Genomic DNA, 23,903 nt, shown 5'->3' on the forward strand with positions numbered 1-23,903 from the left:
GGGATTCGCCTGCACCCTCTCCTTTGACTGCAAGACATGTCACCCGTCGAATGGCCCTTGACCTGAGAGCATGGACCGTGCACATTTCCGACTTCGTCCACGCGCTGCCGAAGGCCGAGCTGCACGTCCACCTCGTGGGCGCGGCCTCGGTCGAGACGGTTCTCGCGCTCGCCCGCAACCACCCCGGCGGACGGGTGCCGACCGACGAGGCCGCATTGCGGAAGTTCTACGAGTTCAGGGACTTCCGGCACTTCATCAACGTCTACGGCATCGTCAACGACCTGGTCACCACCGGCGAGGACGTCCGCACGCTCGTCGTCGGATACGCGCGTGACGCCGCACGGACCAACGTCCGCTATGCGGAGCTGACGATCAGCGCGACCAGCCATCTGCGTGCCGGCATCGAGCCCGCCGAGCTCGTCGAGGCGTTGCGGGCGGGGCGGGACGAGGCCCTCGCCGTGCACGGCGTGACGTTGCAGTGGATCTTCGACGTTCCCGGTGTGTGGGATCGCGACTGGGGCATGACGAGCGCGCGGTTCGCGACCGGCCACCGACCTGAGGGGCTGGTCGGGTTCGGGCTCGGCGGGTTCGAGTCGGACTCGCCCAGGTCGAACTTCCGCGAGGCGTTCGCGCTGGCCCGTGACGCGGGACTGCACATGGTGCCGCACGCCGGTGAGACGACGCCGCCGAGCGAGATCTGGGCCGCGGTGCGGGATCTTCGTGCCGAACGGATCGGGCACGGCGTCAGTGCGGTGCAGGACCCCGACCTGGTGCGGTGTCTCGCCGACGAGGGCGTCGTCGTGGAGGTGTGCCCGACGTCGAACATCCGCACGGGCGCGGTGCGGTCGCTGGACGAGCACCCGCTGCCGCGGCTCGTGGAGGCCGGGGTGCCGGTGACGATCAGCACCGACGACCCCGGCATGTTCCACACCGACCTCGACCGCGAGTACCTGCTGTGCCACGAGCGGTTCGGGTTCGGCCGCGACGACCTCGCCGGACTCGCGCGAGCGGCGGTGCGGGCGTCGTACGCGCCGGTCGAGTTGAAGGACCGACTGCTGAAGGAGATCGACGCGCTGTGAGTGGTGCGAATGTGGTGACGACGACGGTCGACTCCCCCGAGGCCGCGGAGTCGTTGGCGAAGGGCATCGTCGAGGCGCGGTTGGGCGCGTGCGTGCAGATCGTGCCGATCCGCAGCGTCTACCGGTGGGAGGGCGAAGTGCGCGTCGACGCGGAATGGCAGTGCGTCGTGAAGACGTCCGCCATCCGCGTCGACGAACTCGTCGCGCACATCAAGGCGCGGCACAGCTACGACGTGCCCGAGGTCGTCGTCACGCCCGTGACCGGAGGCAACGACGACTACCTCGCATGGGTCTCAGAGGAGACCTCGTAGGTGGCGCGGCAGCGGTTCGGTGTGCAGGACGCCGAGCCGCTGCGTCGCCCTCGTCAACGCCACGTAGAGCTCGCTGGGAGCCATGCGTTGCGGTTCGACGACGAGGACGACGTCGAACTCCAGGCCCTTCGACGCGCGCGGTGACATCCAGCCTTCGCCGATGACGGCGATCGTGCGGTCGCCGCGTGTGCCGGCGTGCGCGTCGAGTTCTTCGCGTACCGCTGCCGACACGTCGGTCACGTGGCGAGCCCACGGGCGGACGCCGGCGTTGCGCACCGAGACCGGCGCTGACGCGTCGGGGTCGACGAGCTTCAGGACCGGGGTGGCGACGGCCATGATCTCGCCGGGGGTGCGGTAGTTGACCTCGAGCCGGCGGTAGGTGAACCGCTCGAACACCGAACCCCAGCTCCGGACGCCTCCCGCCGCCTGGCGCTGCGCGAGATCGCCGACGACCGTCATCGACTTGTTCGGGCATCGGCGCAGCAGGACTCGCCAGTCCATCGCGGACAGTTCCTGTGCTTCGTCCACGACCACGTGACCGTAGGTCCACATGCGGTCGTCGGCGGCCCGTTCGGCGAGAGTGCGGCGGTCGCGGACCTCGTTCCTGGCCGCCAGCACCTCGGCGTTGACGAAGTCCGTGACGATGTACTCGTCGGAGTCCGCGCGCTTGTCGATCGACAGGACGTCCATGACGCCGCGCGCGTATTCGAGCTGTTCCTCCTCCTCTCGTCTCGCCGCGCGTTCCGCGGAGCCGTCGGAACCGAGCAGGTCGGCGAGCTCGTCCAGCAGCGGCACGTCGGACACCGTCCACGCCGCGCCGTCGGGCCGGTAGAGCTCCGGGGCGCCGATTCGGAAGCAGCGGCCTTCGTAGAGGTCGGCGAGCAGTTGCTGTGGTGTGAGCAGTGGCCACAGCCTGTCGACGGCGTCGAGCAACTCCGAGCTGTGGCGGAGTTCGTGGCGGACGTCCTCCTCGATCTCCGGCCAGTCGACGCCGATCAGCCGCATCGCCGGCGCAACGAGTTCTTCGGCGAGCGCGAGGAAGAAGTACTTGCGGGCGGCGTTGTGCGGCAGTCCGTAGTAGCGCGTCTTCTCCCGCGCGACGGCGGCGATGTGCGCGTCGAGCGGGACGACGACGTCCTCCAGCTCGATCTCGACGGGCTCGTCGGGGAGTTCCTGCCGGTCGGCGACAGCGACGGCGAGCAGGTCCAGAACCGATATGTCCCCCTTCAGGCGTTGCAACGACGGGGTGTCCTCCACGTCCGTCGCGACGCCGGGATACAGCTCGCCAGGGGTCGCGAAGACGACGTCGGTCTCGCCCAGCGACGGCAGGACGTCGCCGACGTAGTGGAGGAAGCCGGTGTTCGGGCCGACGATCAGGACACCGTGCCGCGAGAGGCGTTCACGACGCGTATACAGCAGGTATGCCACGCGGTGCAGCGCCACGGCGGTCTTGCCGGTGCCCGGTCCGCCCTCGATCACCAGCACGCCGGGGCCCGAGTAGCGGATGATCTCGTCCTGCTCGGCCTGGATGGTCGAGACGATGTCGCGCATGGTCGCGGTCCGCGGCGCGTTGAGGGCGTCGAGCAGTGCGGTGGCGTCGGTGAGCAGTTCGTCGTCGTGGAAGTCGCACAGCTCCCGATCACGTACGCGGAAGTGCCGCCGGAGCACGACGCCCTCCGGATTCGCCGCGGTCGCCGTGTAGAACGGCCGCGCCGCCGGTGCGCGCCAGTCCAGCAGCAGCGGTGCGAAGTCGTCGTCGAACAGGCCGACGCGTCCGATGTAGGTGCGGTCGCCGTTCTCCGAGTCGATGCGGCCGAAGCACAGCCCTTCCTCCGCCGCGCGGTACTTCCCGACTTCCCTGGTCAGCACCTCGACGGACGCCTCGCGGTCGAGCCGCCGGGTGGTCGTGTCCCGCAGTGCGGCCGCGAGGTCGGCGGCCGCTTTGTTCCGTTCTTCGTCGAGCTTTTCATACAGAGAGGTGATCCGTGCCTGTTCGCTCGCCAACACCTTGCCCCCTGTGATACAATAATTCTATCTTCCCGGAAAATTCATTCCGAAAATGCAAAGCTATTCTTTCTATCACGTTCCAGTCGCGCGCGGAACCCTTTGAGAGATCCCGCGACTGACCGATTCCATCGTCATCGAGGGCACACTGAGCTGCCGCGATGAGACCGGCGCGGCAGCTACGTCGGACTCGTGCAGGGCCACGGGTCCCCTCGGCTACTCATTCAGCGCCGTCGGCCTGCGAGCTGTCCCGAGGTCACCCTGGCAATTCGCTGTCCACCGCAGCGGGAAATGTAGGATCGGCGGAGCGGTTCACACTGCGGAAGAGGCCCGAATGGACGTGGTCGAGGCATGAAGCTGGTCATCCTGGGTGGGGGCGGCTTCCGCGTGCCGCTCGTCTACCGGGCGTTGCTCGCCGATCGCTCGCCCGGCCGCGTGACCGAGGTCGTGCTGCACGACCTCGACTCCGCCAGGCTCGCCGCGATCGGGGGCGTGCTCGTCGAGCTCGCGACCGGTGTGCCGGACGCGCCGGTCGTGTCGGCGTCGACCGACCTCGACGAGGCGCTGCGTGGAGCGGACTTCGTGTTCTCCGCGATTCGCGTCGGCGGGCTCGAGGGGCGTGCGGCCGACGAGAGCGTCGCGTCGGGGTGTGGTGTGCTCGGCCAGGAGACCGTCGGCGCCGGCGGCGTTGCATACGGGTTGCGTACCGTGCCCGTCGCGCTCGACATCGCGCGCCGCATATCTGTGCACGCGCCCGACGCCTGGGTCATCAACTTCACGAACCCCGCGGGCATGGTCACCGAGGCGATGTCGGCGCACCTCGGCGAGCGCGTCATCGGGATCTGCGACTCCCCCGTCGGGCTCGGCAAGCGGGTCGTCCGGGCCGTGGGGGCGACCCTCGAAGACGCCTGGCTCGACTACGCCGGCCTCAACCACCTCGGCTGGTTGCGCGGTGTCCACGTGCGGGGGCGGGACGTGCTGCCGGATCTGCTCGCCGACGCCGGGCGGCTCGAGTCGTTCGAGGAGGGCAAGCTCTTCGGGGCGGAGTGGCTGCGGACGTTGGGCGCCATTCCGAACGAGTACCTGCACTACTACTACTTCACGCGTGAGGCGGTCGAGTCCGGCGCTTCCCGTGGGGCGTTCCTGCTGGAGCAGCAGAAGCGGTTCTACGCGGCGCCGTCGTGGGAGAGCTGGGAACGGACCCGTCTCGAACGGGAGCAGACCTACATGGCGGAGACCCGCGACGACGAACGCGACGCCGACGACCTCGACGGCGGTGGCTATGAACGGGTCGCGCTCGATCTGATGCACGCGATCGCGTCGGACAAGCGGGCCACGCTGATCCTCAACGTGCCGAACGGGACGACGTTGTCGTGCCTCGACGCCGACGCGGTCGTCGAGGTGCCGAGCCTGGTCGACGCGAACGGGGCGCGGCCGGTCTCGGTCAGCCAGGTGCCGGACGAGGGCGTCGGACTCGTCACGGCGCTGAAGGCGGTCGAGCGCGCGACGATCAAGGCTGCCGTCAGCGGCGAGCGGGCGCACGCCGTGAAGGCGCTGGCGTTGCATCCGCTGGTCGACTCCGTCAGCGTCGCCCGCCAGATCGTCGATGCTCATCCGCTCTTGTCGGGAGTCTTCCGCGCTACCTTCTGAGGTCGTGGACACCGACCTGGTGCGGCAGCTCAACGACGACGTCTGGCACCCGTTCGCGGTCGCCTACGCGCGGCTCGACGCCCCGGCGTTCCTGGCTCTGCACGCGCCGGAACTGATCCGCGCCGGTGGGCCCGCGAAGCAGGTGATCGGGTTCGCGGAGTACCCGGACCAGATCGAGGAGTGGTTCGCCGAACTCGCCGGCCGCGGAAGTTCCGTGAGCATCTCGCTCCGGTTCGTCGAGCGGATCGTGGCGAACGACGTCGCGAGCGAGCGTGGCGTCTTCCGGCTCGTGTCGACACGTGCGGATGGTGACGGGCGCACGTTCTATGGCCGCTTCCACACATATTCGCGGTGCACGGACGGACGGTGGCGCATCTGCGTCGACTACGACACGGACGAACGGTCGGCGACGCTGGAGGAGGAGTTCCTCGCTGCGTTCGACGTCGACGACGTCGACGCGTTCAAGGAGTGACGAGGGTCTGATGCCGAGTGGTGGTGTTCTTAACTACGCTCGACCGCAAATGGACACCACCACCTCTCGCCGCGTGCCACTCGTCATGGGCATCGCCGTGCTCGTGCTGCTGCTGGACCAGGCCACGAAGTTCTGGGCCGAGAGCGCGCTGACCGGCCGCGCGCCCATTCCCGTGCTCGGGGAGTTCCTGCAGCTCAGGCTCCTCTACAACCCCGGTGCCGCGTTCTCGATCGGCGCGGGGTCGACGTGGATCTTCACCATCGTCGCGGCCGTCGCGGTCGTCCTGCTCGCCCGGTACGGCATGCAGCCGCAGACGAGGCTGCGCGCGGCCGCGCTCGCGTTGATGCTGGGCGGGGCGACGACGCACCTGCTCGACCGGCTGTTCCGGCCGCCGGGGTTCGCGCGCGGGCACGTCGTCGACTTCATCGACTACAACGGCTGGTTCGTCGGCAACGTCGCGGACATCGCGCTCGTCGGCGGCGCCATCCTGCTCGTGCTGATGAGCTTCACCCCGACGAAGCAACCCGCCGAGTGAGCGTGTCGGCGCGGCGGGTCGTCTCGGGCAGCCGGTAGCGCGGGGCCAGGCGCAGCACTTCGGCGCACGCGCGGTCGAGGTCGATCCGGTGGCCGACCGACACGAACACCGGCTTGACGCCGTTCTGCGTCCGCAGTGCCCTGCCGACGACCTCGTCGCCGTGGTCGTCGTCCATGACGAGGTCGCTCATCGACCCTCGGGCGTGGCCGGGCTGTTCGAACCTGCCCATCGCGTTCTTGGCGACGCCGACGCTCGGGATGCCGGTGTGCACGCCGAGGTGGCACGCGAGGCCGAACCGGCGCGGGTGGGCGAGGCCTTGGCCGTCCGCGACCAGCAGGTCCGGCATGACGGTCAGGCGTTCGAGGGCGCGCAGCAGGACCGGCATCTCGCGGAACGCGAAGAGGCCGGGGATGTAGGGGAAGTCCGTGGTGTCCTCGACGACGACCTCGTCGAGGACGACCAGCGTTTTCGCGTCGAACACCACGCAGACGCCCACCACCGCGTCATCGCCGCGGTAGCCGACGTCGAGGCCTGCGACGGTGTCTATGCGCAGGTCAGGAGCACTCGTCGTGATCACCTGGGTGCGCAGGCGCTCCTGCAACGCGACGGCGTCGTCAACCGTTCTGGGCCACTCCACGGCCGACAGTGTGCCGTGACGTGTCGTAGTGGGCGGCGAGCAGGTCGTCGCCGAAGTCGCCCGAATGACGACGCCACACCGTGTGGACGTGGTTGGCCTCGTTGGCCGTGTTGTCGTACTCGATGAGCAGTTCCGGGCCTTGGACGCGGTAGTAGTGGCCCTCGCCCCGGCGGAGCGAGCCCTCCCACGAGAAGTGCAGGCGGTCCGGGTCGATCTGGGCGAACTCCTCGTCGGCGAGCTCGTAGGCGAGCCGGTCGAGGTAGAAGCGGACGATGTCGACGAGCAGCTCCGCGGCGGGCTTGCCGAGTTGGGCCGGCGTCACGCCGACCGGTTCGGACGGGCTCACGCGGGACGCGTTGCCGGTGCGGATGTCGTGCGGCGCGGTGTCGGCGACGACGGCCAGGCGGCGCGCGGTCGGGCCCATGCGGTCGAGGAGTTCGCGGGCGAGTTCCTCCTCCAGGCGCAGCGGCTGGCCGACCACGCGGCCGCGGTAGGTGACGCGGGCCGGGTTCGCGCCGAGGAAGAACGGTGTCGCCGAGACGCGGCCGTCGGCGACGACGACGTTCACCGACAGGTGGTGTCCCTCGACGCGCCATCCCCACGGTTCGTTGCCGCCGGGAGTGCCGAAGAGCACTGTCCAGTAGTCGTTGTTGTGCCGGTCGCGGTGTCCGCCTTCACGGTGGTCGAGCACGTCCTCCAACGCCATCACCGCCGCGGCCTGGGCATAGGCGTGCGGGCTGAGGACGGTCGCGAGCATGCCGTGCACCGCTTTGCGCTGGTCCCGGCGGAGCTCGCCGAGCGCGAGTCCGGAGCGTGTACCGGGTGTGTACGCCCAGCGGTGGCGCAGGTCGTCGTCGGTGACTGCGCGGATCGCGTGTTCGCGCTGGTCACCGGCGAGCGAATCGATGTAGTGGTGCGTGGCGTCGGCGACGTCGTGCAGCATCTCTCGAACTTATAGGCGTTGTGGCGGTGCAGCAGTGCTCATCGAGCAGTCGCAGCAACCGGGACCTTCCGCGTCAGCAGCAGCAACGCCAGTGGGACGAGGACGACGGCGGTCAACGAGACGACGTTGCCGACCTGGTCGGCGAACGGCATGTGCGACAGGTGGTTCAGGTGGAAGACCAGGTGCGGGACGGCGAACACCAGGTAGCCGGCCAGCGCCGCCTGGACGAGCCTGCGTTCCATCGTCACCGCGGCGAACACGAACACCGCGCACAACGCGAGGTTGAGGGCGCCGAAGTCCCGGAGCAGGTGCTCGTTGAACGGCGGAAAGTAGGCCACCCAGGGGTTCGACGGCAACGGGAAGTTGTCGTAGAAGCCCTGAGGCGCGAACAACGGCCAACCACCCTGCACGGCCTGGACCAGGGCGAGGAACACGAGACCTCCGCGAAGAACGCTCATGTCGATACGGACGAGGTACGGCGCCGACTTGTGACCGGCCCTCGACAGCCGGGCCGACAGGTGTTAAAAATCTTACGTAATGAAGTTGCCACATGATGACGACGCCGTCTGGCGCGCCCTCGCGAACCCGCTGCGGCGCGCGATCCTCGACGTCCTGCGCACGGGCCCGCGCACCACGGGCGAGCTGGTCGAGGCGTTGGAGACCGGCCGGCACGTCGTCATGCAGCACCTCGGTGTGCTCCGCGAGGCCGATCTGGTGGTCGTGGAGCCGCGGGGCCGGAAACGGGTCAACCACCTGAACCCCGTGCCCATCCAGCAGATCCACCAGCGGTGGGTCGCACAGTACGAGGAGAACTGGGCAGCGGCGCTGGTCGGCCTGAAACTCGCGGTCGAGAGTGCCGAACAGGAGGATGAGGACGTTGGCTGAACCCGGCACCGAGCTGGTGCACAGCATCGTGATAGCCGCGCCCATCGAGAAGGTGTGGGCGGAGATCACCAAACTCGACGGCAAGCAGCGCGCCATGATGGACGCGGTCCTCGACTCCTCCCTCGAACCGGGCGCGCCGCTGTACTACCGGTCGACCGACGGCACGCGCGTCTTCGTCGTCGGCCGCGTCGTCGAGGTCGATCCGCCGCGGCTGCTCTCCCACACGCAGCGGCTCACCATGCGCGACGACCCGTGGACCGTCGTCTCGTGGGAGCTCGAAGAGGTCGACGGCGGCACGCGCGTCACGGTGCGCAACTCCGGGTGGCCCGAGGGCGTCGAGCGGCTCGACAAGGTCGACTCGACGTGGAAGGGCATCCTCGCCGCGCTCAAGCAGGTCGTGGAGTCCGGCGACGTCGGCACCGGCCTGAAGTTCCAGTACGCGATGATGCGCGCCTTCATGTGGGCGATGCCGTCGGGCACCAGGACGGAGAACGTCCCCGAGCCGCCCGGCCTCGACCAGTCTGTCTAGGACGTTCACCCTCGTCGGACCGGTCGAGGCAACTGATATATCGGTTCGGTCAGGCGTGGCAGGCGATCGGGCCGCCGTGGAGTTCCGTCATGTCAGTCCAGACGGCGAGGAGCTCCAGGCGTTCGGCGAGCGGTTTGCCGTCGAGCTCGTGGTAGGCGCGGTGGAGGTTGCCGACCAGGCGTTCGGACTCCTGCCACGTCGAGAACCGCGTCTCCCCCGCCTCGCGGACGACCTCCATCGGGGTCTTGGCGGCGGCGTGGCCGGACGCGGCCAGTTCGGCGAGGTAGGTCGTGTAGGCGACGAGGTCGTCCAGGACGCGGTTGATCTCGGGACCGCGTAGCAGCGGTCCGTGACCGGGGACGACGACGTCGGCGTCGAACGCGCGCAGGAACTCCAGCGCGGACAGGTAGCCGGTGATGCTGCCTTCCGCGAGGAACGGTTGCCCGCCCGCGAACACCAGGTCACCGGTGAACAGGACGCGCTCGGCCGGCAGCCACACGACGGTGTCGCCGCGGGTGTGCGCCGGGCCGGGGTGGTGCAGTTCGACCACGCGCGTGCCGAGGTGCAGCGTCAGCGATGTGCTGTAGGTGAGCGACGGCGGGCGGACCTCGATGTGGCCGTAGTCCGGGCCGGTCAGGACGTGGGCGGCCAGCAGGCCGGCGGCGAGGACCTCCTCGCGGCACGCGTCGTGGCCGACGATCACCGTCGACGGCGGCACGAGCCAGTTGCCGAACGTGTGGTCGCCATGGTGGTGGGTGTTGACCACGTAGGTGGGGTCCACAGGAGACACAGACGCCACCGAGGCGAGCAACGCGCGGTTGCGCGCCTCGGTGGACGTGGTGTCGACGAGCAGCAACGTGTCGTCGGTGCCGACGACGACGCCGGTGTTGTTGATCATCCAGGACCCGTCGGGCTGGACGTAGGCGTGGACCCCTGGTGCGACCTGCACCAGTTCCGGGGCGAGATCGGGCCGGCCGGGAGAAGATTTCACCCGGTCGAGCGTAGTGATCAGCCCTGGACGATGTAGGCCTGCAGCTGGTCCTGCGACTGTTCGAGCTGGCCGATGCGGCTCTTCACCACGTCGCCGATGCTGACGATGCCGACCAGTCGCCCGTCGGACAGCACCGGCACGTGGCGGAAGCGCCGTTCGGTCATCACGACGGTGAGGCTGTCGACCGTGTCCGACGGGGTGCAGGTGAACACCTCGGCGGTCATGATCGCCGACACGGGGGAAGACAGCAGGTCGACACCCGTTTCGTGCAGCCGCCGCACCACGTCGCGCTCGGACACGATCCCCTCGACGCCCGAAGACCCGACGACGACGATGGCGCCGACGTTGTGTTCGGCGAGCGCTCTGAGCAGTTCGGACACGGGAACGTCCGGGGCGATCGTCGCGACCGCCGATCCCTTGGTCCGCAACACGTCAGCGATCCTCATCAGGCGCCTCCGATCCTGTCGGTCCGGTAGCACCTCAGGCTAGATCGGATCCGGACAGAACGGGAGATCGAGCCCACGAAGAGAGCAGGGGACGTGGTCGAAAGACCACGTCCCCTGCTGGTGTCGCGCCCCGTTCGGCGTCGGCTACGCGGATCCTCCGCGGCGACGCATCGCGAACTGGCGCGGCTGGACCATCGGCACCCGCTGCTGCGGCAGCGCGAAGTGCGTGTTCTGGTCCTGCTTGCCCCGCTTCCGCGCACGACGCGCGGCTCGGTTGCCCTGTTCGGGCTGGGTGGTGTCAGGCATGCGAAAGCCTCCTCGCGAAGAGGTCGTGCAGAAGGCACGGCGATAGGACGGCCGTGAGAGATGGACCCGCTCCTGGGTCACCGGAGAACAGCGCGACATCGAGGTCGCGAGGGCGGCGTCGAGAGCGCCGCGGGGCTTCATCAGATGAAGAACATGCCCGCAACGCTAGCGACGCCGCCACCTCGTGCCAACCGAATTAATCCGGCGCGAACTACCCCCGTGCGCGCGCTGCCGCCGCACCGGCGCCGAGCATCACCATGATGATGGTGACCATCGCCCACTTGCGGGACTTGGTCATCGGCGTGGTCTCGGGGTCGAGCGCGAGGTCTTGGCGCGCTTGGGTTTTCTGACGTGCGGTGCGCACCGGCGCCGGTTGTGGCGTCGCCGGGGGCGGCGTGGGCGTGGCGGCCGGAGGCTGCCGCACGACGGGAACCGCGCCCGGCGCGGGCGGAGCCGGGACCTGCACGGGTGGAGCGGGAGGCACGAGCGGGACCTCCGGACGCGGCTCGGGAGGTTCGACGCGGGGTGGCATCGGGTTCGGCAGGCAGCCCGCCGCGTCGATCAGGCCCATCTGCGGGCCGGTCGACAGCTCGACCGCCGAGGTACCCGTGGTGCGGTAGAGACGACTGCTGCCCTGATAGCCGTTGTTGATGGCGTGCACGGTGCCGGCCGCGTCGATCACCACGGCGCCGTAGGTGGACCTCCCGGGCAGCCCGGCGATCTCGGTCCTGCTCAGCACCCGTCCGGTCACCGGGTCGAACGACACGACCTCGCCCGGCCCCCAGCCCGCCGCCGACACCCCCGTCAGCCTTCCGGTCAGCGGGTCGGGGGTGAAGTCGTCGAGCGTGAGCGCGGGCCAGTCCAGCACGGCGGTCCGCACGATCCTGAGGTACGACGGGCTGGCGGGGTCGATGTCGATGGCGTGCAGGCGGGCGTGGTCGCGCACGTAGAACGTGGTGCCCACGACGGCTCCTGCGGACACGTCGTCGGTGCGGAACCAGTGCGCGTCAACGGGTCCGAGGTCGTTGACCGCGCCCTTGGTGTCGATCAGCACGACGTGGGAGGGGTTCTTCCACCAGTGGTGCCCCTTCGACGTGATGCCGACCAGGCGTCCCAGTGCGGACGAGTACCCCAGTGCATTCACCGCGTAGTCCAGGCGAGCTACTTCTGTCACTCCACCGGATGAAACGTCCACTTTCGTGAACATCGAGAGTTCTCCACGATGGGATGAACGCACTTGATAAGCGTCACAGTTCGGCGCTGCGGCCTGAGCAACGGCGCTGGTGAACGGCGCGGAAAGCGCGAGAAGGGACGCGACCCCACCCAGTGCGAGCGTATTCCGCCGCAACCGGAATGGAGCAGCCCAATACGACAACCGGGTATTACTGCTGTGGCCGCGCATTCCCACCTGACCATTGCTCTCAACCAGACCGTGCTGTACCGGTCACAGTAGACCGTGGTCTAATCCCACACCAGAAAGGAGCCGAATTGAGCATTTACCTCAGCGGCGCGCTCTGGGTTCTCGGCGCCGCCGTCATCTCCGCCGTTCTCGTCGTCGTCACCCGCCGGTTCGGCTCGGAGGAAGTGGGCGAGAAGAACCTCGGCGCGGGCGGATCGGTGTTCAGCATCGTCGCCGGCCTGCACGCGGTGCTCGCCGCGTTCATCCTGATCTCCCTGTTCGACGCGGCCAACGGCGCGCAGGAGCAGGTGCAGAAGGAGGCCAACGCGCTGGTCGCGGTCGACTGGGCGTCGGACTCGCTGCCCGAGCCCGCGAAGTCCACCGTCGACGAGCTGATCCGCGACTACGTGTCGACCGTCGTGCAGGACGAGTGGCCCCGCATGCGTGAGGGCGAGACCGTCGACAACCAGGGCTGGCTCACGCTGAACCGGCTCAGGGACACGATCTCGGCCGCGGCGCCGGACGGCGACTGGCAGGAGGACCGCAAGGCCGAGGCCGCGAACCAGCTCTGGAACGCGTACCAGGCCAGGCAGGAGCGGCTGGACGCGGCGGACAACGGCGTCAACCCGGTCGTGTGGCTCGCGCTGCTGATCGGCACGGGGCTGTCGCTGCTGTTCCCGTACCTGTTCGGTGGGCCGACGCTCACGTCGCAGCTGCTCATCACCGTCACGCTGAGCTCGACGCTGGTCCTGCTGCTGTTCGCGATATATCAGTTGCAGAACCCGTTCGACGGCGGCGTGCTCATCCCGTCGGACGCGTTCAGCTCCGCACTGGACAGGCTGAGTTAGCGCGAATCGGTGGTTCCGTCCGATTCCTCGATCTCCACGGACAACACCTCGCCGTCGATGACCTTGGGCAACGGGTTCGTCTGGGCGAAGTAGCGATTTGCGAATGAGCCGACCGCTCTGGTAGAGGCGGCGTCGACGCCACCGCCGATGACGCCGCCCAGCAGGGGAACGCCCTTCGCCGCGATCGTGCCGAGTTTCTTCGTGCCGTATTTCGTGATGAGCGCCGACGCGGCTTTCTTGGTGAACTGCTTGATGCCGACCTTTTTGAACAGTTCGGTTCCCGCGTTGCCGAGCAGGCACAGCAGGATGGCCATCTGCACTTCGTCGCTGTCGACGTCGTGGCCGCGCAACGACGCGATGGACGCGATGAGGTGCGTCTGGATGACGTAGGTGGCCGCGACGTTGGACGGCAGCGAGACCGGCAGCGTGATCAGGCCGCCGAGGTTCGTGACGAAGCCCTGGGCACCCGCCAGCGCGACGTGCGTGCGGATGAGGTGCCGGATCGCGGCGGCCTCGTCGCCCCTCTTGACCAGCGCGTCGGACGCGGACTCGCGGGCGCTCTTGAACGGTCCGAAGCCGTCCACACCGGCGCGCAGCAGGTAGTCGGCGATGCCCTGCTGGACCTTGTTCAGCTCACCTTTGGACTCAGCCACAATCCCGACATTACGCGTCCACAGGGCTCTGCGAGACCTCGACCGGGCGGTCGAGCGCGGTCACCGCGCCGGTGCTGCCGTCCACGGTGATCCGCTCCCCCGTCCTGATCCTGGACACGGCCTCCCGCACGCCCACGACCGCCGGGATGCCGTACTCCCGCGCCACCACCGCGCCGTGCGAGTTCGCGCCGCCCATCTCCATCACCAGGCCGCCCGCCGTGAGGAACAACGGCGTCCAGCCTGGGTCCGTCGACGGTGCCACGAGGATCTCGCCGGGTTCGAGGTGTGCGCCGACCGGGTCCATGACGACGCGCGCGACACCGGTGATCGTGCCCGCCGACGCCGGCGTGCCGACCAGGTCGCCCTCGACCGGTGTGCCGTGGTGGACGGCTTCGGGTTCCGTGCCGTCGGACAGCAGCACGCGCGGGATGTGCCTGCGCCGCATCTCGCGGTCGTGGACCTCGCGGCGCGCGGCCACCAGCGGGCGCAGATCCCCTTGCGAGGAGCGCATTTCCTCGAAGTCGAGGAAGAACACGTCGTCCGCGGTGTCGAGGCGACCGTCCGCGACGAGCCGTGCGCCGAACTCGGCGATGCGCTTCCGCAGCGCTCCGAACAAGGTGATGATCAGGTACTTCGGGTACTCGCGAAGGCCGGCGAGCAGTCTGGTGCGGCGCAACGCGAAGCGCACGAACCAGCCGCGTCCCCTGGCGCGCCGGGCGAGCGTCTCGATCATCGCCTCGGCCTCGGCGGCACCGCGTGCGAACACCGCGTCCGGGTGGGCCTGGCCGTCCTCCAGGAGCAGGAAGTTCCTCACGACGCCGATGACGTGCGCGGGGTCGTCCGACCACCTCGGCAGGCCCAGGTCGATCTCGGCGACGGCGCGGTGACCCCACCGCGCGAGGAAGCGGTCGAGCGCCGCGGGGCGTTCCCCGTCCTGGAACTGCCGCAGCGCGGCGGGGTCGTGCCGGATCTCCTGCGCCAGGTCCCACATCGCCATGTCCATCTCGGTGGTGATGTTGTTCGGCAGGCCGCGCAGCACGGTCTGCAGCTCGCCCGGCTTCGTCTTCACGACCTTGCCGACCAGGCCGAGCATCGCGAACCCGATCAGCGCGGTGGGGGCGAGCCTGGGCAGCACCGGCACGGTGCACTGCCGCAACGCCTGCTCGATCGAGAGGTTCGCGGACTTCTCCAGGACCTCGCGTTCCAGCAGCAACGCGGTGCGCACGGCTTTCTCGGGGTTCACCAACGCCTTCACCGCCGTCACGGGCACGTGGAACCGGCGGGCGAGCCTGAGGACGCGCTTGAGCGCGGGCGTCGGCGAGGAGCTCCTGATCGCGAACCTCGGATCGTCGAACAGGCCCTTCAACACCTCGGACGAACGCGCCTCCATCACACCGAGCAGGCGCGTGACGAACTCGCGGCCGACCCTGCTCTGCAACACCTTGGTGACGTCGAAGAAGATGCGCCCGCCGGCCTCCACATAGGACCGGCTCGCCGGATCGCCGATCACGATCTCGAAGGCGGACTTGGCGATCTCGCGGAACGCCGCACGTCCCATCGGCGTGATCGGGCGTTCGAGACCCTGGGCGAGGCTGAAGCAGAAGTAGGCGTGGGCGCCGCCGTCGGGGTTGTCCGGCAACGGAAACAGCGTCGTGATCGGACGCGCCTGGGTCAGGTGCAGCTCGCCGTCGTCGTCGATGGCCCACTCGGTGTCCTGCGGTGATCCGTAGTGCGCCTGGACCTTGCGGCCGAGGACGGCGAGCGCGTGGACCTGCCCGTCGGTGAGGCACTGGTCGCCGCTCTCCCCGACCTCGACGTGCTCGGTGCCGCCGCCGGGCAGCGAGCGGATGACGAACTTCTTGTCGCCCAACCGCTTCTCAACGATCTCGTCGCCGTCGACGACGAAGTGGTCGGGGTTCACCGCGCCGGACACCACCGCCTCGCCGAGGCCGGGACTGGCGTCGATGACGATCTGGTCGCGCGTGCCCGTGACGGGGTTCGCCGTGAACATCACGCCGGACACCGCGGACTGCACCATCCGTTGCACGACAACGGCGAGGTACGTCGTGGTGTGGTCGATGCCGTTCGTCTCGCGGTAGCTGACCGCGCGATCCGTCCACAGCGAGGCCCAGCACCGGCGCACGGCGTCGACCACCGCGTCCTCGCCGACGACGTTGAGGAACGTGTCCTGCTGACCCGCGAAGCTCGCGAACGGCAGGTCCTCGGCCGTGGCGCTGGACCGCACGGCGACCGGCACGGCGTCGCCGAGCTCGCGGTACCCGGCGACGACCGCGTCCCGGATCTCCTGCGGCACAGGGGTTTCGAGCACCGTTCTGCGGGCATTGTCCGGGGTCGTGCCCGCCAGGTCACCGGCCTGCACGACGGCGCGGTAGGCGTCCGTGGTGACGCAGAAGCCCTGCGGCACCGGCAGGCCGGCCCTGGTGAGCTCGCCGAGGTTCGCGGCCTTGCCGCCCACGGTGGCGAGCATCGAGCCGTCGATGGACTTGAAGCCGATCGTGAGCGCCATGGTGTCCCCTCCGGGTTCCGCCTGAAGAGGAGGTTACGAGCGTTCGGTCAAAAACTCAACACGCGATGAATAAATCTCCCCGCGTGTAGCCAGTCGTCCGGCGGACCCGTGACGACGCCTCCGACAAAGGCGGCGCGGTAGTCGTCGAGGTGGTGGGCGGCGCCCCAGAGCGTGAACGGCACGGTGTCCTGCGCCGTGACGCGCGAGCCGTTGCCCAGCACGTTGGCCGCCTCCTCGACGTCGCCGATCTTGCGCGCCCTGTCGATCCCCTTGCGCACGACCGAGTCCCCGAGGTGGTCGAGGACGGTGCCGAGCAGGTCGCGGCGGTGTGCCCTGGCGGATCTCGTGCAGGATCGTGAAAGCCCCAGCGCCGTAACCGCGGTAGGGCTCGCAGCGGCCGGCGAACGTCATCGCGAGCCGGGTCTGGTCGACGGCGCCGTGGTCTCGGAGTTCGGCGACGAGGTTGCAGGCCATCTCGGCGTCGTCGGTCCACTCCCACGGGCCCGTGGCGATTTGCCGGCCACGAGGTCGGGCAACGAGTGGCCGACAATGAAGCACTGAGCGCCCAAAGCGTCGCCGACGGAGAGCCCGTCGAGCGAGGCGTATGCGAGGTCCCAGGCGCGCACGAGTGTGCAGAACTATGCGCATCACCTGCGATTTCATCGGTCTGACCTACGCTGGTCGCATGGATTTGGACCTGCGGAAGCTGCGGTACTTCGTGGCGGTCGCGGAGCACCTGAACTTCGGCCGCGCCGCCGAGGCCCTGCACATCGCGCAGCCGGTGCTGTCACGGCAGATCCGCGCACTGGAGGCCGAGCTGAAGGTCCAGCTGTTCGACCGGTCGTCCAAGGGGACCGTGCTGACGCCGTCCGGTGAGCGGCTGCTGGCCGACGCGCGGCCGTTGCTCGCGCAGGCTTCGGCCCTGCTGCGACGCGTGGGCGCGGCCGGCACGTTCGCGGTCGGATTCATGCCCGGCCTGGTCATCACGCCCGCGGTGCGGCTGCTGGCGTCACGGCATCCCGGGCTGCGGGTCGACGTGGTGCGCACGACGTGGACGGACCAGGTCGACGTGATCCACGACGGCCGCGTCGACGTCGGGTACGTGCGGCTGCCGGTGCCGGTGGACGGGCTGGGGATCGCGCCGCTCGCCACCGAGCCGTGCGTGGCCGTGCTCCCGGCAACACATCGGCTGGCGGGCAAGGAGGGCGTGCGGCAAGCGGACCTGGCCGGCGAACGGATCGTGCACCACGACAGCACGCCGGGGATCCGGTCCGTCGAGGAGAAGCTGGAGCACGTCGCGCTGCACGGCGGGGTGACGATCCTGCCGTTGTCGACGGCGGTGTTCTACTCGCGCGAGGACCTGGTGCACGTGCCGGTGGAGGACATCGCGCCGAACGAGGTCGCGCTGGCGTGGGCCGCCCACCGGCACACGCCGCTGATCGACGACTTCATCGCGATAGCCCGGCAGGTGTGAAGACGAAGCTGTCGCGGAAGCCGCCGTCGCCACGCCTCGTCGCCATGAGCCGCATCTCGGGCATGAAGTGGAAGAACACGAGCGACCCCGACCTGTCCGGGTAGCCGAGCGTCTTCGAGTACTTGGGGTTCGTGCCGCCCAGCCACAACGGCGGCTCGCCGTACTCGGCGATCACGTCGTCGAGCAGGCAGTCGTGCTCGCCGAGCACACCGGGGATGCGGCTGTCCGCGTCGAGGCTGAGCCAGCCCTGCCGGTGCGCGAGGTCCGCGTACACGGAGGCCATGACGTCCTCGCTGCGGTGGCCGAGCGCCTCGTGGACCGCGCCGCTGACCATGGCCGCGTTCGCCGCGCCGCGTTTGACCAACGCCTCGAGCTCGTTCTGCCACCGGTCCGTGCGGTCGTCGGCGAACGCCAGCGCGTCGAGCAAGGTGAGGATCACCGCCTCACCGCCGTACATGCCGGGACGCCGGACAGCGGCGTTGAGCTGTCCGAGCAGGTAACGGCGCAAGTCGTCGAACGAAGGCATCTATCCCCCTTAATGCGAGATGTTCTATCAGTTGCGAGTGGGCGAAACGGAATCGCCTTCACGACCGACAGGGGAGGCAAGAACTGGGGAGGACCACTTGGGCATCACCAACCGGCAGGTCGTCGCGTACTGGGTCGAGCACGAGGTCGACCTCGTCATCGACTGGAGCACGGCCCACGAACGCTGCTGGCGCTGCGGTTACAGGTCCTCACTGGAGCAACACCTCGTCGTACCGCCGTCCATGGGCGGCGTCCGCACCACGGACAACGTCGTGCTGCTGTGCGGCCGGTGCGTCAGCGAGTCGCCGAGCCACCAGGACCCGCAGTACCTGTGGAGGTGGCTGCGCGCGACGTCCGTGGCGGTCAACGACACCTACTGGACGCTGCGGGGCTGGGAGGAGTTCGAGGTCATCTTCGGACGCAAGCCCCTGGAGTGCTTCAAGGAGGCGGGGGTCGACCACCGCTCGCTGAACGCCGAGTGCCGGGCGCTGGCGGCCGACGAGTTCGCGAAGACCGTCGTCCGCTTCGGGGAGGGACGGCTCAACCCGTCGACGATCGCGTGCGTGATCGCGGAGGTCGAGAAGAAGCTGGCGGACCGTCACGGCATCAAGCTGCCGTGACGGTCCGCAACTCCGGTTAGAGCGTCTAACTCTGAGAGACGCCACGTACAGGCGGGGCCTCGACGCGTGACGCGTCGAGGCCCCGACCGCTGTTCGGTTACAGCGTCCAGCTACCGCTGTCAGCTGCAGCCGGAGGTGCTGCCGCAGCCCTCGCACAGGTAGCACGAGCCGGCCGGGCGCATCTTCGTGCCGCAGGTCATGCACAGCGGCGCGTCGGCGGCCTTGCCGAGGTGCAGCTCCAGCAGCTCGGTGGAGCTGCCGACGTGCTTCGGCGTCTCGACGACGGTCTCGACCTGCTTCGGCGCGGCCTCGACCGCTTCCACCGACTGGCGCAGACCCTCGAGGTCCACGTCGGACGTCGTCGGGCCGCCGTACTCGCCCGCGACCTGCGCCGAACGCTCGTCGGCGGTGAAGATGCCGAGCTGCGCGCGCTTGTCGTAGGGCAGGTAGTCGAGGGCCAGGCGGCGGAACAGGTAGTCGAGCACCGACGTCGCGATGCGGACGTCCGGGTCGTCGGTCATGCCCGCCGGCTCGAAGCGCAGGTTCTGGAACTTCGAGACGTAGAACTCGAGCGGGATGCCGTACTGCAGGCCCACGGAGATGGACATCGAGAACGCGTCCATCACGCCGGCCAGGGTGGAGCCCTGCTTGCCGAGCTTGACGAAGACCTCGCCGAGGCCGTTGTCCGGGTACGAACCGGCCGTCAGGTAGCCCTCGGCACCGCCGACCGTGAACGACACGGTCTGCGACGGGCGCTTCTTCGGCAGGCGCTTGCGGACCGGGCGGTACTCGACGACGGTCTCGCTGGCGGCCTTCTTCTCCTCGGTCGCCTTCGCGCCCTTGCCCGCCGACAGCGGCTGGCCGACCTTGCAGTTGTCGCGGTAGATCGCGAGCGCCTTCAGGCCGAGCTTCCAGCCCTGGTAGTAGATCTCCTCGACGTCCGCGACCGTCGCCGTCTCCGGCATGTTGACGGTCTTGGAGATCGCGCCGGACAGGAACGGCTGCGTGGCCGCCATCATCCGCACGTGGCCCATGGGCGCGATGGAGCGCTCGCCCATGGCGCAGTCGAAGACCTCGTAGTGCTCGCGGCGCAGGCCCGGCGCGTCGACGACGTGGCCGTGCTCGCCGATGAACTCGACGATCGCCTCGATCTGCTCGTCGAGGTAACCGAGGGCCTTCAGGGCGCGCGGCACCGTCTGGTTGACGATCTGCATCGAGCCGCCGCCGACGAGCTTCTTGAACTTGACCAGGGCCAGGTCCGGCTCGATACCGGTGGTGTCGCAGTCCATCATCAGGCCGATGGTGCCGGTGGGGGCCAGCACGGACGCCTGGGCGTTGCGCCAGCCGTTCTTCGCGCCGACCTCGAGGGCCTGCTGCCAGGCCTCGGTCGCGACCTTGTGCACCGCCGAGTCGTTCGCGTGGTAGGTGCGGATTAGGTCGTTCGCGGCGGCGTGCTTGCGCATGACGCGCTGGTGCGCGGTGGCGTTGCGCTTGTAGCCGTCGTAGGCGCCGACGATGCCCGCGAGCTCCGCGGAACGGCGGTACGAGACACCGGTCATCAGCGAGGTGATGGTCGCGGCGAGCGCGCGGCCGCCCTCGGAGTCGTACGCGTGGCCGGTCGCCATCAGCAGGGCGCCGAGGTTGGCGTAGCCGATGCCGAGCTGGCGGAACTTGCGGGTGGTGTCCGCGATCGGCTCGGTCGGGAAGTCCGCGAAGCAGATCGAGATGTCCATCGCGGTGATGATCAGCTCGACGGCCTTGGCGAACGTGACGGCGTCGAAGCGGCCGTCGTCGCCGAGGAACTTCATCAGGTTCAGCGACGCGAGGTTGCAGCTCGAGTTGTCGAGGTGCATGTACTCGGAGCACGGGTTGGACGCGGTGATGCGGCCCGACTCGGGGCAGGTGTGCCAGTCGTTGATCGTGTCGTCGTACTGGATGCCGGGGTCGGCGCACTCCCACGCGGCCTTGGCGAGCTTGCCGAACAGCTCCTTGGCGTCGACGCGCTCGATGACCTCGCCGGTCTGGCGGCCGCGCAGGCCGAAGTCGTTGCCGGCCTCGTAGGCGTGCATGAACTCGTCCGACACGCGGATCGAGTTGTTCGCGTTCTGGTACTGCACGGACACGATGTCCGCGCCGCCCAGGTCCATGTCGAACCCGGCGTCGCGCAGCGCGCGGATCTTGTCCTCTTCGCGGGCCTTGGTCTCGATGAACTCGACGACGTCCGGGTGGTCGACGTCGAGGACGACCATCTTGGCCGCGCGGCGGGTGGCGCCACCGGACTTGATGGTGCCCGCGGACGCGTCGGCGCCGCGCATGAACGACACGGGGCCGGACGCGGTGCCGCCGGAGGACAGCAGCTCCTTCGAGGAACGGATGCGCGAGAGGTTCAGGCCGGCGCCGGAGCCGCCCTTGAAGATCAGGCCCTCCTCGCGGTACCAGTTGAGGATCGACTCCATCGTGTCGTCGACCGCGAGGATGAAGCACGCGCTGACCTGCTGCGGCGAGCTGGTGCCGACGTTGAACCACACCGGCGAGTTGAAGCTGAACACCTGGTGCAGCAGCATGTAGGTGAGCTCGTGCTCGAAGATCTCGGCGTCCTGCTCGCCCGTGAAGTAGCCGTGCTCCTTGCCGGCGCCCACGTAGGTCTTCACGACGCGGTCGATCAACTGGCGCAGCGACTGCTCGCGCTTTTCGCTGCCGACGGCACCGCGGAAGTACTTGCTGGTGACGATGTTGGTGGCGTTCACCGACCAGGACTCGGGGAACTCGACACCGCGCTGCTCGAAGTTCACCGAGCCGTCGCGCCAGTTCGTCATGACGACGTCGCGGCGCTCCCACGTGACCTCGTCATAGGGGTGGCGGCCTTCGGTGGTGTAGACGCGCTGGACCTTCAGCGCGGCAGGCTTGGCAGCCGCCCGTGCGGCTGTCTTCTTGGCTGAGCCGCCGACGGTCTCGGTCACGGTGGATCTCCCTCGTACTGGTGCTTCAGGAAAAAAGATGGCTTGCCTCGCGCGCTTCACCGCGCGCGGATCACTGCTCGGCCGGTGCTTCCTCGGCTCTCGCAGTGCGAAGATCAAGGATTTCCTTCTCGAAGTCCTCGACGGACGAGAAGGACCTGTAAACGCTCGCGAACCGCAGATACGCGACCTCGTCGAGTTCACGCAGAGGGCCGAGAATGGCGAGTCCCACCTCGTGGCTCGCGATTTCCGCGCACCCCGTCGACCGGATCGACTCTTCCACCTGCTGCGCGAGCACCTGGAACGCGTCCTCGTCGACCGGGCGGCCCTGGCACGCCCTGCGCACGCCGACGACGACCTTGTCGCGGCTGAAAGGCTCCGTCACGCCGGAGCGCTTGACCACGGCGAGAACCGCTTCTTCGACCGTGGTGAACCTTCGGCTGCAGCTGTTGCAGGAGCGGCGACGACGGATCACCTGACCCTCGTCCACCTCGCGGGAGTCGACCACCCGCGAGTCCGAATGGCGGCAGAACGGACACCGCACGCCACCTCACCCCTTCCCCCGCGCAGCAGCCGTCGCAGCAGCCTCACCGGTCGGGTTACCCACAACCTGTGGACTACTTACAACGGTGCAACCACTAGATGTAGGGGTAGAACCTAGATCGCAACCCAAGGCTCGCGCAACTCGACACGACGCAACGCGTGTCACCCTGTTGGGCGAACCGCCGACGATCAGCGGCGATTACGCAAAAACGCCCGCCGGTGACGGAGGGTCCACGTCACGGCGGGCAGCGAGAACACAAGATGTAGGGGCAGACCTACGGGGTGACCCCCGCCTGCTGTAGGTAGAGCACGCCGAGCGCGACCACCGTGAGTGCGCTCAAGACGCCGACCGCGATCAGTTCGAACAACGACTCGCGCTGCGGCCGGACTTCACACGAGCTCGACTCGCGCTTGACCGGGACGACGACGGGATGCGGCCTCGTCGCAGGACGGCGGGGCATGACGCGAGGACCCGAACGGAGGGGACGTCCCGCCGCGACGGCAGCGACGTCACTACCCTCGCCACCCGGCAACCGCTTCTCGACGAGCACCGCCATCACGACCTCCATCGCAGGTCAACCACCTTGATCGAACAGGGGTTCGATCGAACGTCCGTGCGAATTTCTACCAGACCCGCTCTCCGAACGCCACAACACGCGCCCAAATACCTCGAACAGGTGTTTGATCTGTGCAGCAAACACGACTACCGTCGACCACGAAGATCGACGGAGTGCCGGAATCCCATTCGAACTGGGGGCGGCGAGGAGGACAGCGACCGTGGCAGGCAAGACGATCGACCCGGATCCCGCTCTTGTGGAGACACAGGTGAACGAGATCGCGGGAAACGCCGGCCTGACTCTGCGTCAGCGCAAGGTGCTCGACGTGATCCGCGATTGGGTCGACCGTTTCGGCTACCCGCCGAGCGTGCGCGAGATCGGCGAGGCCGTGGGCCTGACGTCGACCTCGTCGGTCGCGTACCAGTTGCGCGCGCTGGAGCGGAAGGGCTTCCTGCGCCGCGACCCGAACCGCCCGCGCGCGGTCGGGATGCTGCCCACCGAGATCGACCCCGGTCTCGACCCGATGTCCAAGCCGACGCCCGCGTACGTGCCGATGGTCGGCCGGATCGCGGCCGGTGGCCCGATCCTGGCCGAGGAGTCGATCGAGGACGTGTTCCCGCTGCCGCGCGAGATCGTCGGCGAGGGTGAGCTGTTCCTGTTGCGCGTCGTCGGCGACTCGATGATCGACGCCGCGATCACCGACGGCGACTGGGTCGTGATCCGCAAGCAGCCCACGGCCGACCAGGGCGAGATCGTCGCCGCCATGATCGACGGCGAGGCGACGGTGAAGACGTTCAAGCGCAAGGACGGCCACGTGTGGCTGATGCCGCACAACCCGGCCTACCAGCCGATCAACGGCGACGAGGCCACCATCCTCGGCAAGGTCGTGACGGTGCTCAGGCGCCTTCCGTAGTTCTCGACGGGCTCAGAGCCCGGAACTGATATATCGGTTCCGGGCTCAGGCGTGTCTGCGGCAGTGGAGCTTGCGCTCGCGCGCGGCCGACGGCGTCCT

General features: G+C 68.7%; 26 protein-coding genes and 1 pseudogene. 11 read left to right on the forward strand and 16 right to left on the reverse strand.

Annotated elements, in window-relative coordinates:
* Nucleotides 1-77: 77 nt before the first annotated feature.
* Both add and cutA read left to right on the forward strand, forming a co-directional pair.
* On the forward strand, nucleotides 78-1,079 hold the full coding sequence (add, locus tag ND450_RS21975) for an adenosine deaminase (protein WP_253320661.1): 1,002 nt from the start codon (nucleotides 78-80) through the stop codon (nucleotides 1,077-1,079).
* Nucleotides 1,076-1,390 carry a divalent-cation tolerance protein CutA gene (gene cutA, locus ND450_RS21980; RefSeq protein ID WP_253320662.1) on the forward strand — a complete coding sequence of 105 codons (315 nt, stop codon included), beginning with the start codon at nucleotides 1,076-1,078 and terminating at the stop codon, nucleotides 1,388-1,390. Before add ends, cutA begins: the two co-directional genes overlap by 4 nt.
* Here the strand turns inward: cutA and ND450_RS21985 are convergent.
* Nucleotides 1,373-3,397, reverse strand: coding sequence for a helicase (locus ND450_RS21985; RefSeq protein WP_305885171.1), 2,025 nt, complete (start codon nucleotides 3,395-3,397; stop codon nucleotides 1,373-1,375). The genes cutA and ND450_RS21985 overlap by 18 nt on opposite strands.
* Nucleotides 3,398-3,745: 348 nt before the next feature.
* On the opposite strand from ND450_RS21985, the gene ND450_RS21990 reads away from it, so the two are divergent.
* From ND450_RS21990 to lspA, 3 genes are read left to right on the forward strand one after another with little or no spacing between them, the layout of a single operon-like run.
* The gene (locus ND450_RS21990; RefSeq protein ID WP_253320663.1) at nucleotides 3,746-5,044 is read left to right on the forward strand and encodes a 6-phospho-beta-glucosidase; all 1,299 of its coding nucleotides are present in this window, start codon (nucleotides 3,746-3,748) and stop codon (nucleotides 5,042-5,044) included.
* A 4-nt stretch (nucleotides 5,045-5,048) separates the two neighbouring features.
* On the forward strand, nucleotides 5,049-5,516 hold the full coding sequence (locus ND450_RS21995) for a DUF4440 domain-containing protein (RefSeq protein WP_253320664.1): 468 nt from the start codon (nucleotides 5,049-5,051) through the stop codon (nucleotides 5,514-5,516).
* 49 nt (nucleotides 5,517-5,565) lie between these two features.
* Complete coding sequence (gene lspA / locus ND450_RS22000; protein ID WP_253320665.1) at nucleotides 5,566-6,051, forward strand: signal peptidase II; 486 nt, start codon at nucleotides 5,566-5,568, stop codon at nucleotides 6,049-6,051.
* On the opposite strand, the gene ND450_RS22005 is transcribed toward lspA, so the two are convergent.
* From ND450_RS22005 to ND450_RS22015, 3 genes are read right to left on the reverse strand one after another with little or no spacing between them, the layout of a single operon-like run.
* Nucleotides 6,023-6,688: an endonuclease V gene (locus ND450_RS22005; RefSeq protein ID WP_253320666.1), complete on the reverse strand. Its 666-nt coding sequence runs from the start codon at nucleotides 6,686-6,688 to the stop codon at nucleotides 6,023-6,025. The genes lspA and ND450_RS22005 overlap by 29 nt on opposite strands.
* Entirely contained in the window at nucleotides 6,666-7,631 is a 966-nt protein-coding gene (locus ND450_RS22010) for a DUF3500 domain-containing protein (RefSeq protein ID WP_253320667.1), read from the reverse strand. Before ND450_RS22010 ends, ND450_RS22005 begins: the two co-directional genes overlap by 23 nt.
* Before the next feature lie 38 nt (nucleotides 7,632-7,669).
* Entirely contained in the window at nucleotides 7,670-8,089 is a 420-nt protein-coding gene (locus ND450_RS22015) for a hypothetical protein (protein ID WP_253320668.1), read from the reverse strand.
* Between the two features lie 79 nt (nucleotides 8,090-8,168).
* On the opposite strand from ND450_RS22015, the gene ND450_RS22020 reads away from it, so the two are divergent.
* Both ND450_RS22020 and ND450_RS22025 read left to right on the forward strand, forming a co-directional pair.
* The gene (locus ND450_RS22020; protein ID WP_253320669.1) at nucleotides 8,169-8,516 is read left to right on the forward strand and encodes a helix-turn-helix transcriptional regulator; all 348 of its coding nucleotides are present in this window, start codon (nucleotides 8,169-8,171) and stop codon (nucleotides 8,514-8,516) included.
* Nucleotides 8,500-9,045 (forward strand): SRPBCC domain-containing protein, encoded by a 546-nt coding sequence (locus ND450_RS22025; RefSeq protein WP_253320670.1) that lies wholly within the window; start codon nucleotides 8,500-8,502, stop codon nucleotides 9,043-9,045. The genes ND450_RS22020 and ND450_RS22025 overlap by 17 nt, the downstream gene beginning before the upstream one ends.
* Before the next feature lie 49 nt (nucleotides 9,046-9,094).
* Here the strand turns inward: ND450_RS22025 and ND450_RS22030 are convergent, their stop codons facing one another.
* The 4 genes from ND450_RS22030 to ND450_RS22045 form a co-directional block, all read right to left on the reverse strand.
* The gene (locus ND450_RS22030) at nucleotides 9,095-10,036 is read right to left on the reverse strand and encodes an MBL fold metallo-hydrolase (protein WP_253320671.1); all 942 of its coding nucleotides are present in this window, start codon (nucleotides 10,034-10,036) and stop codon (nucleotides 9,095-9,097) included.
* A gap of 17 nt (nucleotides 10,037-10,053) precedes the next feature.
* A complete protein-coding gene (locus tag ND450_RS22035; protein ID WP_253320672.1) occupies nucleotides 10,054-10,482 on the reverse strand; it encodes a CBS domain-containing protein in 429 nt (142 codons plus the stop codon).
* 144 nt (nucleotides 10,483-10,626) lie between these two features.
* Nucleotides 10,627-10,788, reverse strand: coding sequence for a hypothetical protein (locus tag ND450_RS22040; protein ID WP_253320673.1), 162 nt, complete (start codon nucleotides 10,786-10,788; stop codon nucleotides 10,627-10,629).
* Between the two features lie 211 nt (nucleotides 10,789-10,999).
* Nucleotides 11,000-11,962, reverse strand: coding sequence for a hypothetical protein (locus ND450_RS22045; protein WP_253320674.1), 963 nt, complete (start codon nucleotides 11,960-11,962; stop codon nucleotides 11,000-11,002).
* 314 nt (nucleotides 11,963-12,276) lie between these two features.
* Here ND450_RS22045 and ND450_RS22050 point away from each other — a divergent pair, with 314 nt between their 5' ends.
* Nucleotides 12,277-13,035: a DUF4239 domain-containing protein gene (locus tag ND450_RS22050; protein ID WP_253320675.1), complete on the forward strand. Its 759-nt coding sequence runs from the start codon at nucleotides 12,277-12,279 to the stop codon at nucleotides 13,033-13,035.
* Here the strand turns inward: ND450_RS22050 and ND450_RS22055 are convergent.
* From ND450_RS22055 to ND450_RS46090, 4 genes and pseudogenes are all read right to left on the reverse strand, one after another.
* A complete protein-coding gene (locus ND450_RS22055) occupies nucleotides 13,032-13,688 on the reverse strand; it encodes an EcsC family protein (protein ID WP_253320676.1) in 657 nt (218 codons plus the stop codon). The two genes, ND450_RS22050 and ND450_RS22055, sit on opposite strands and share 4 nt — an antisense overlap.
* A 10-nt stretch (nucleotides 13,689-13,698) precedes the next feature.
* Nucleotides 13,699-16,215: a PEP/pyruvate-binding domain-containing protein gene (locus ND450_RS22060; protein ID WP_253320677.1), complete on the reverse strand. Its 2,517-nt coding sequence runs from the start codon at nucleotides 16,213-16,215 to the stop codon at nucleotides 13,699-13,701.
* Nucleotides 16,216-16,262: 47 nt separating this feature from the next.
* Nucleotides 16,263-16,493 (reverse strand): hypothetical protein, encoded by a 231-nt coding sequence (locus ND450_RS22065; protein WP_253320678.1) that lies wholly within the window; start codon nucleotides 16,491-16,493, stop codon nucleotides 16,263-16,265.
* Nucleotides 16,494-16,527: 34 nt separating this feature from the next.
* Nucleotides 16,528-16,878, reverse strand: a pseudogene (locus tag ND450_RS46090) (ADP-ribosylglycohydrolase family protein); the annotation flags it as partial.
* Nucleotides 16,879-16,900: 22 nt separating this feature from the next.
* Here ND450_RS46090 and ND450_RS22070 point away from each other — a divergent pair.
* Complete coding sequence (locus ND450_RS22070; protein WP_253320679.1) at nucleotides 16,901-17,689, forward strand: LysR family transcriptional regulator; 789 nt, start codon at nucleotides 16,901-16,903, stop codon at nucleotides 17,687-17,689.
* On the opposite strand, the gene ND450_RS22075 is transcribed toward ND450_RS22070, so the two are convergent.
* Nucleotides 17,664-18,215, reverse strand: coding sequence for a hypothetical protein (locus tag ND450_RS22075; protein ID WP_253320680.1), 552 nt, complete (start codon nucleotides 18,213-18,215; stop codon nucleotides 17,664-17,666). The genes ND450_RS22070 and ND450_RS22075 overlap by 26 nt on opposite strands.
* Before the next feature lie 97 nt (nucleotides 18,216-18,312).
* Between ND450_RS22075 and ND450_RS22080 the strand changes: the two genes are divergently transcribed.
* On the forward strand, nucleotides 18,313-18,834 hold the full coding sequence (locus ND450_RS22080) for an HNH endonuclease (RefSeq protein WP_089924168.1): 522 nt from the start codon (nucleotides 18,313-18,315) through the stop codon (nucleotides 18,832-18,834).
* 119 nt (nucleotides 18,835-18,953) lie between these two features.
* Here ND450_RS22080 and ND450_RS22085 read toward each other — a convergent pair whose 3' ends face one another.
* The 3 genes from ND450_RS22085 to ND450_RS22095 all read right to left on the reverse strand — a co-directional run bounded on the left by ND450_RS22085 (nucleotide 18,954) and on the right by ND450_RS22095 (nucleotide 22,903).
* A complete protein-coding gene (locus ND450_RS22085) occupies nucleotides 18,954-21,794 on the reverse strand; it encodes a vitamin B12-dependent ribonucleotide reductase (RefSeq protein WP_256557237.1) in 2,841 nt (946 codons plus the stop codon).
* A 70-nt stretch (nucleotides 21,795-21,864) separates the two neighbouring features.
* Nucleotides 21,865-22,335, reverse strand: a complete 471-nt coding sequence (nrdR, locus tag ND450_RS22090; protein ID WP_089924179.1) for a transcriptional regulator NrdR — start codon at nucleotides 22,333-22,335, stop codon at nucleotides 21,865-21,867.
* A 274-nt stretch (nucleotides 22,336-22,609) separates the two neighbouring features.
* Nucleotides 22,610-22,903, reverse strand: coding sequence for a hypothetical protein (locus tag ND450_RS22095; RefSeq protein ID WP_253320681.1), 294 nt, complete (start codon nucleotides 22,901-22,903; stop codon nucleotides 22,610-22,612).
* A gap of 223 nt (nucleotides 22,904-23,126) precedes the next feature.
* On the opposite strand from ND450_RS22095, the gene lexA reads away from it, so the two are divergent.
* Nucleotides 23,127-23,804 carry a transcriptional repressor LexA gene (gene lexA, locus ND450_RS22100; protein ID WP_177230106.1) on the forward strand — a complete coding sequence of 226 codons (678 nt, stop codon included), beginning with the start codon at nucleotides 23,127-23,129 and terminating at the stop codon, nucleotides 23,802-23,804.
* The last annotated feature ends 99 nt before the right edge of the window (nucleotides 23,805-23,903 follow it).

Source organism: Lentzea sp. HUAS12 (genome assembly GCF_024125735.1).
Classification (GTDB): Bacteria; Actinomycetota; Actinomycetes; order Mycobacteriales; family Pseudonocardiaceae; genus Lentzea; species Lentzea albida.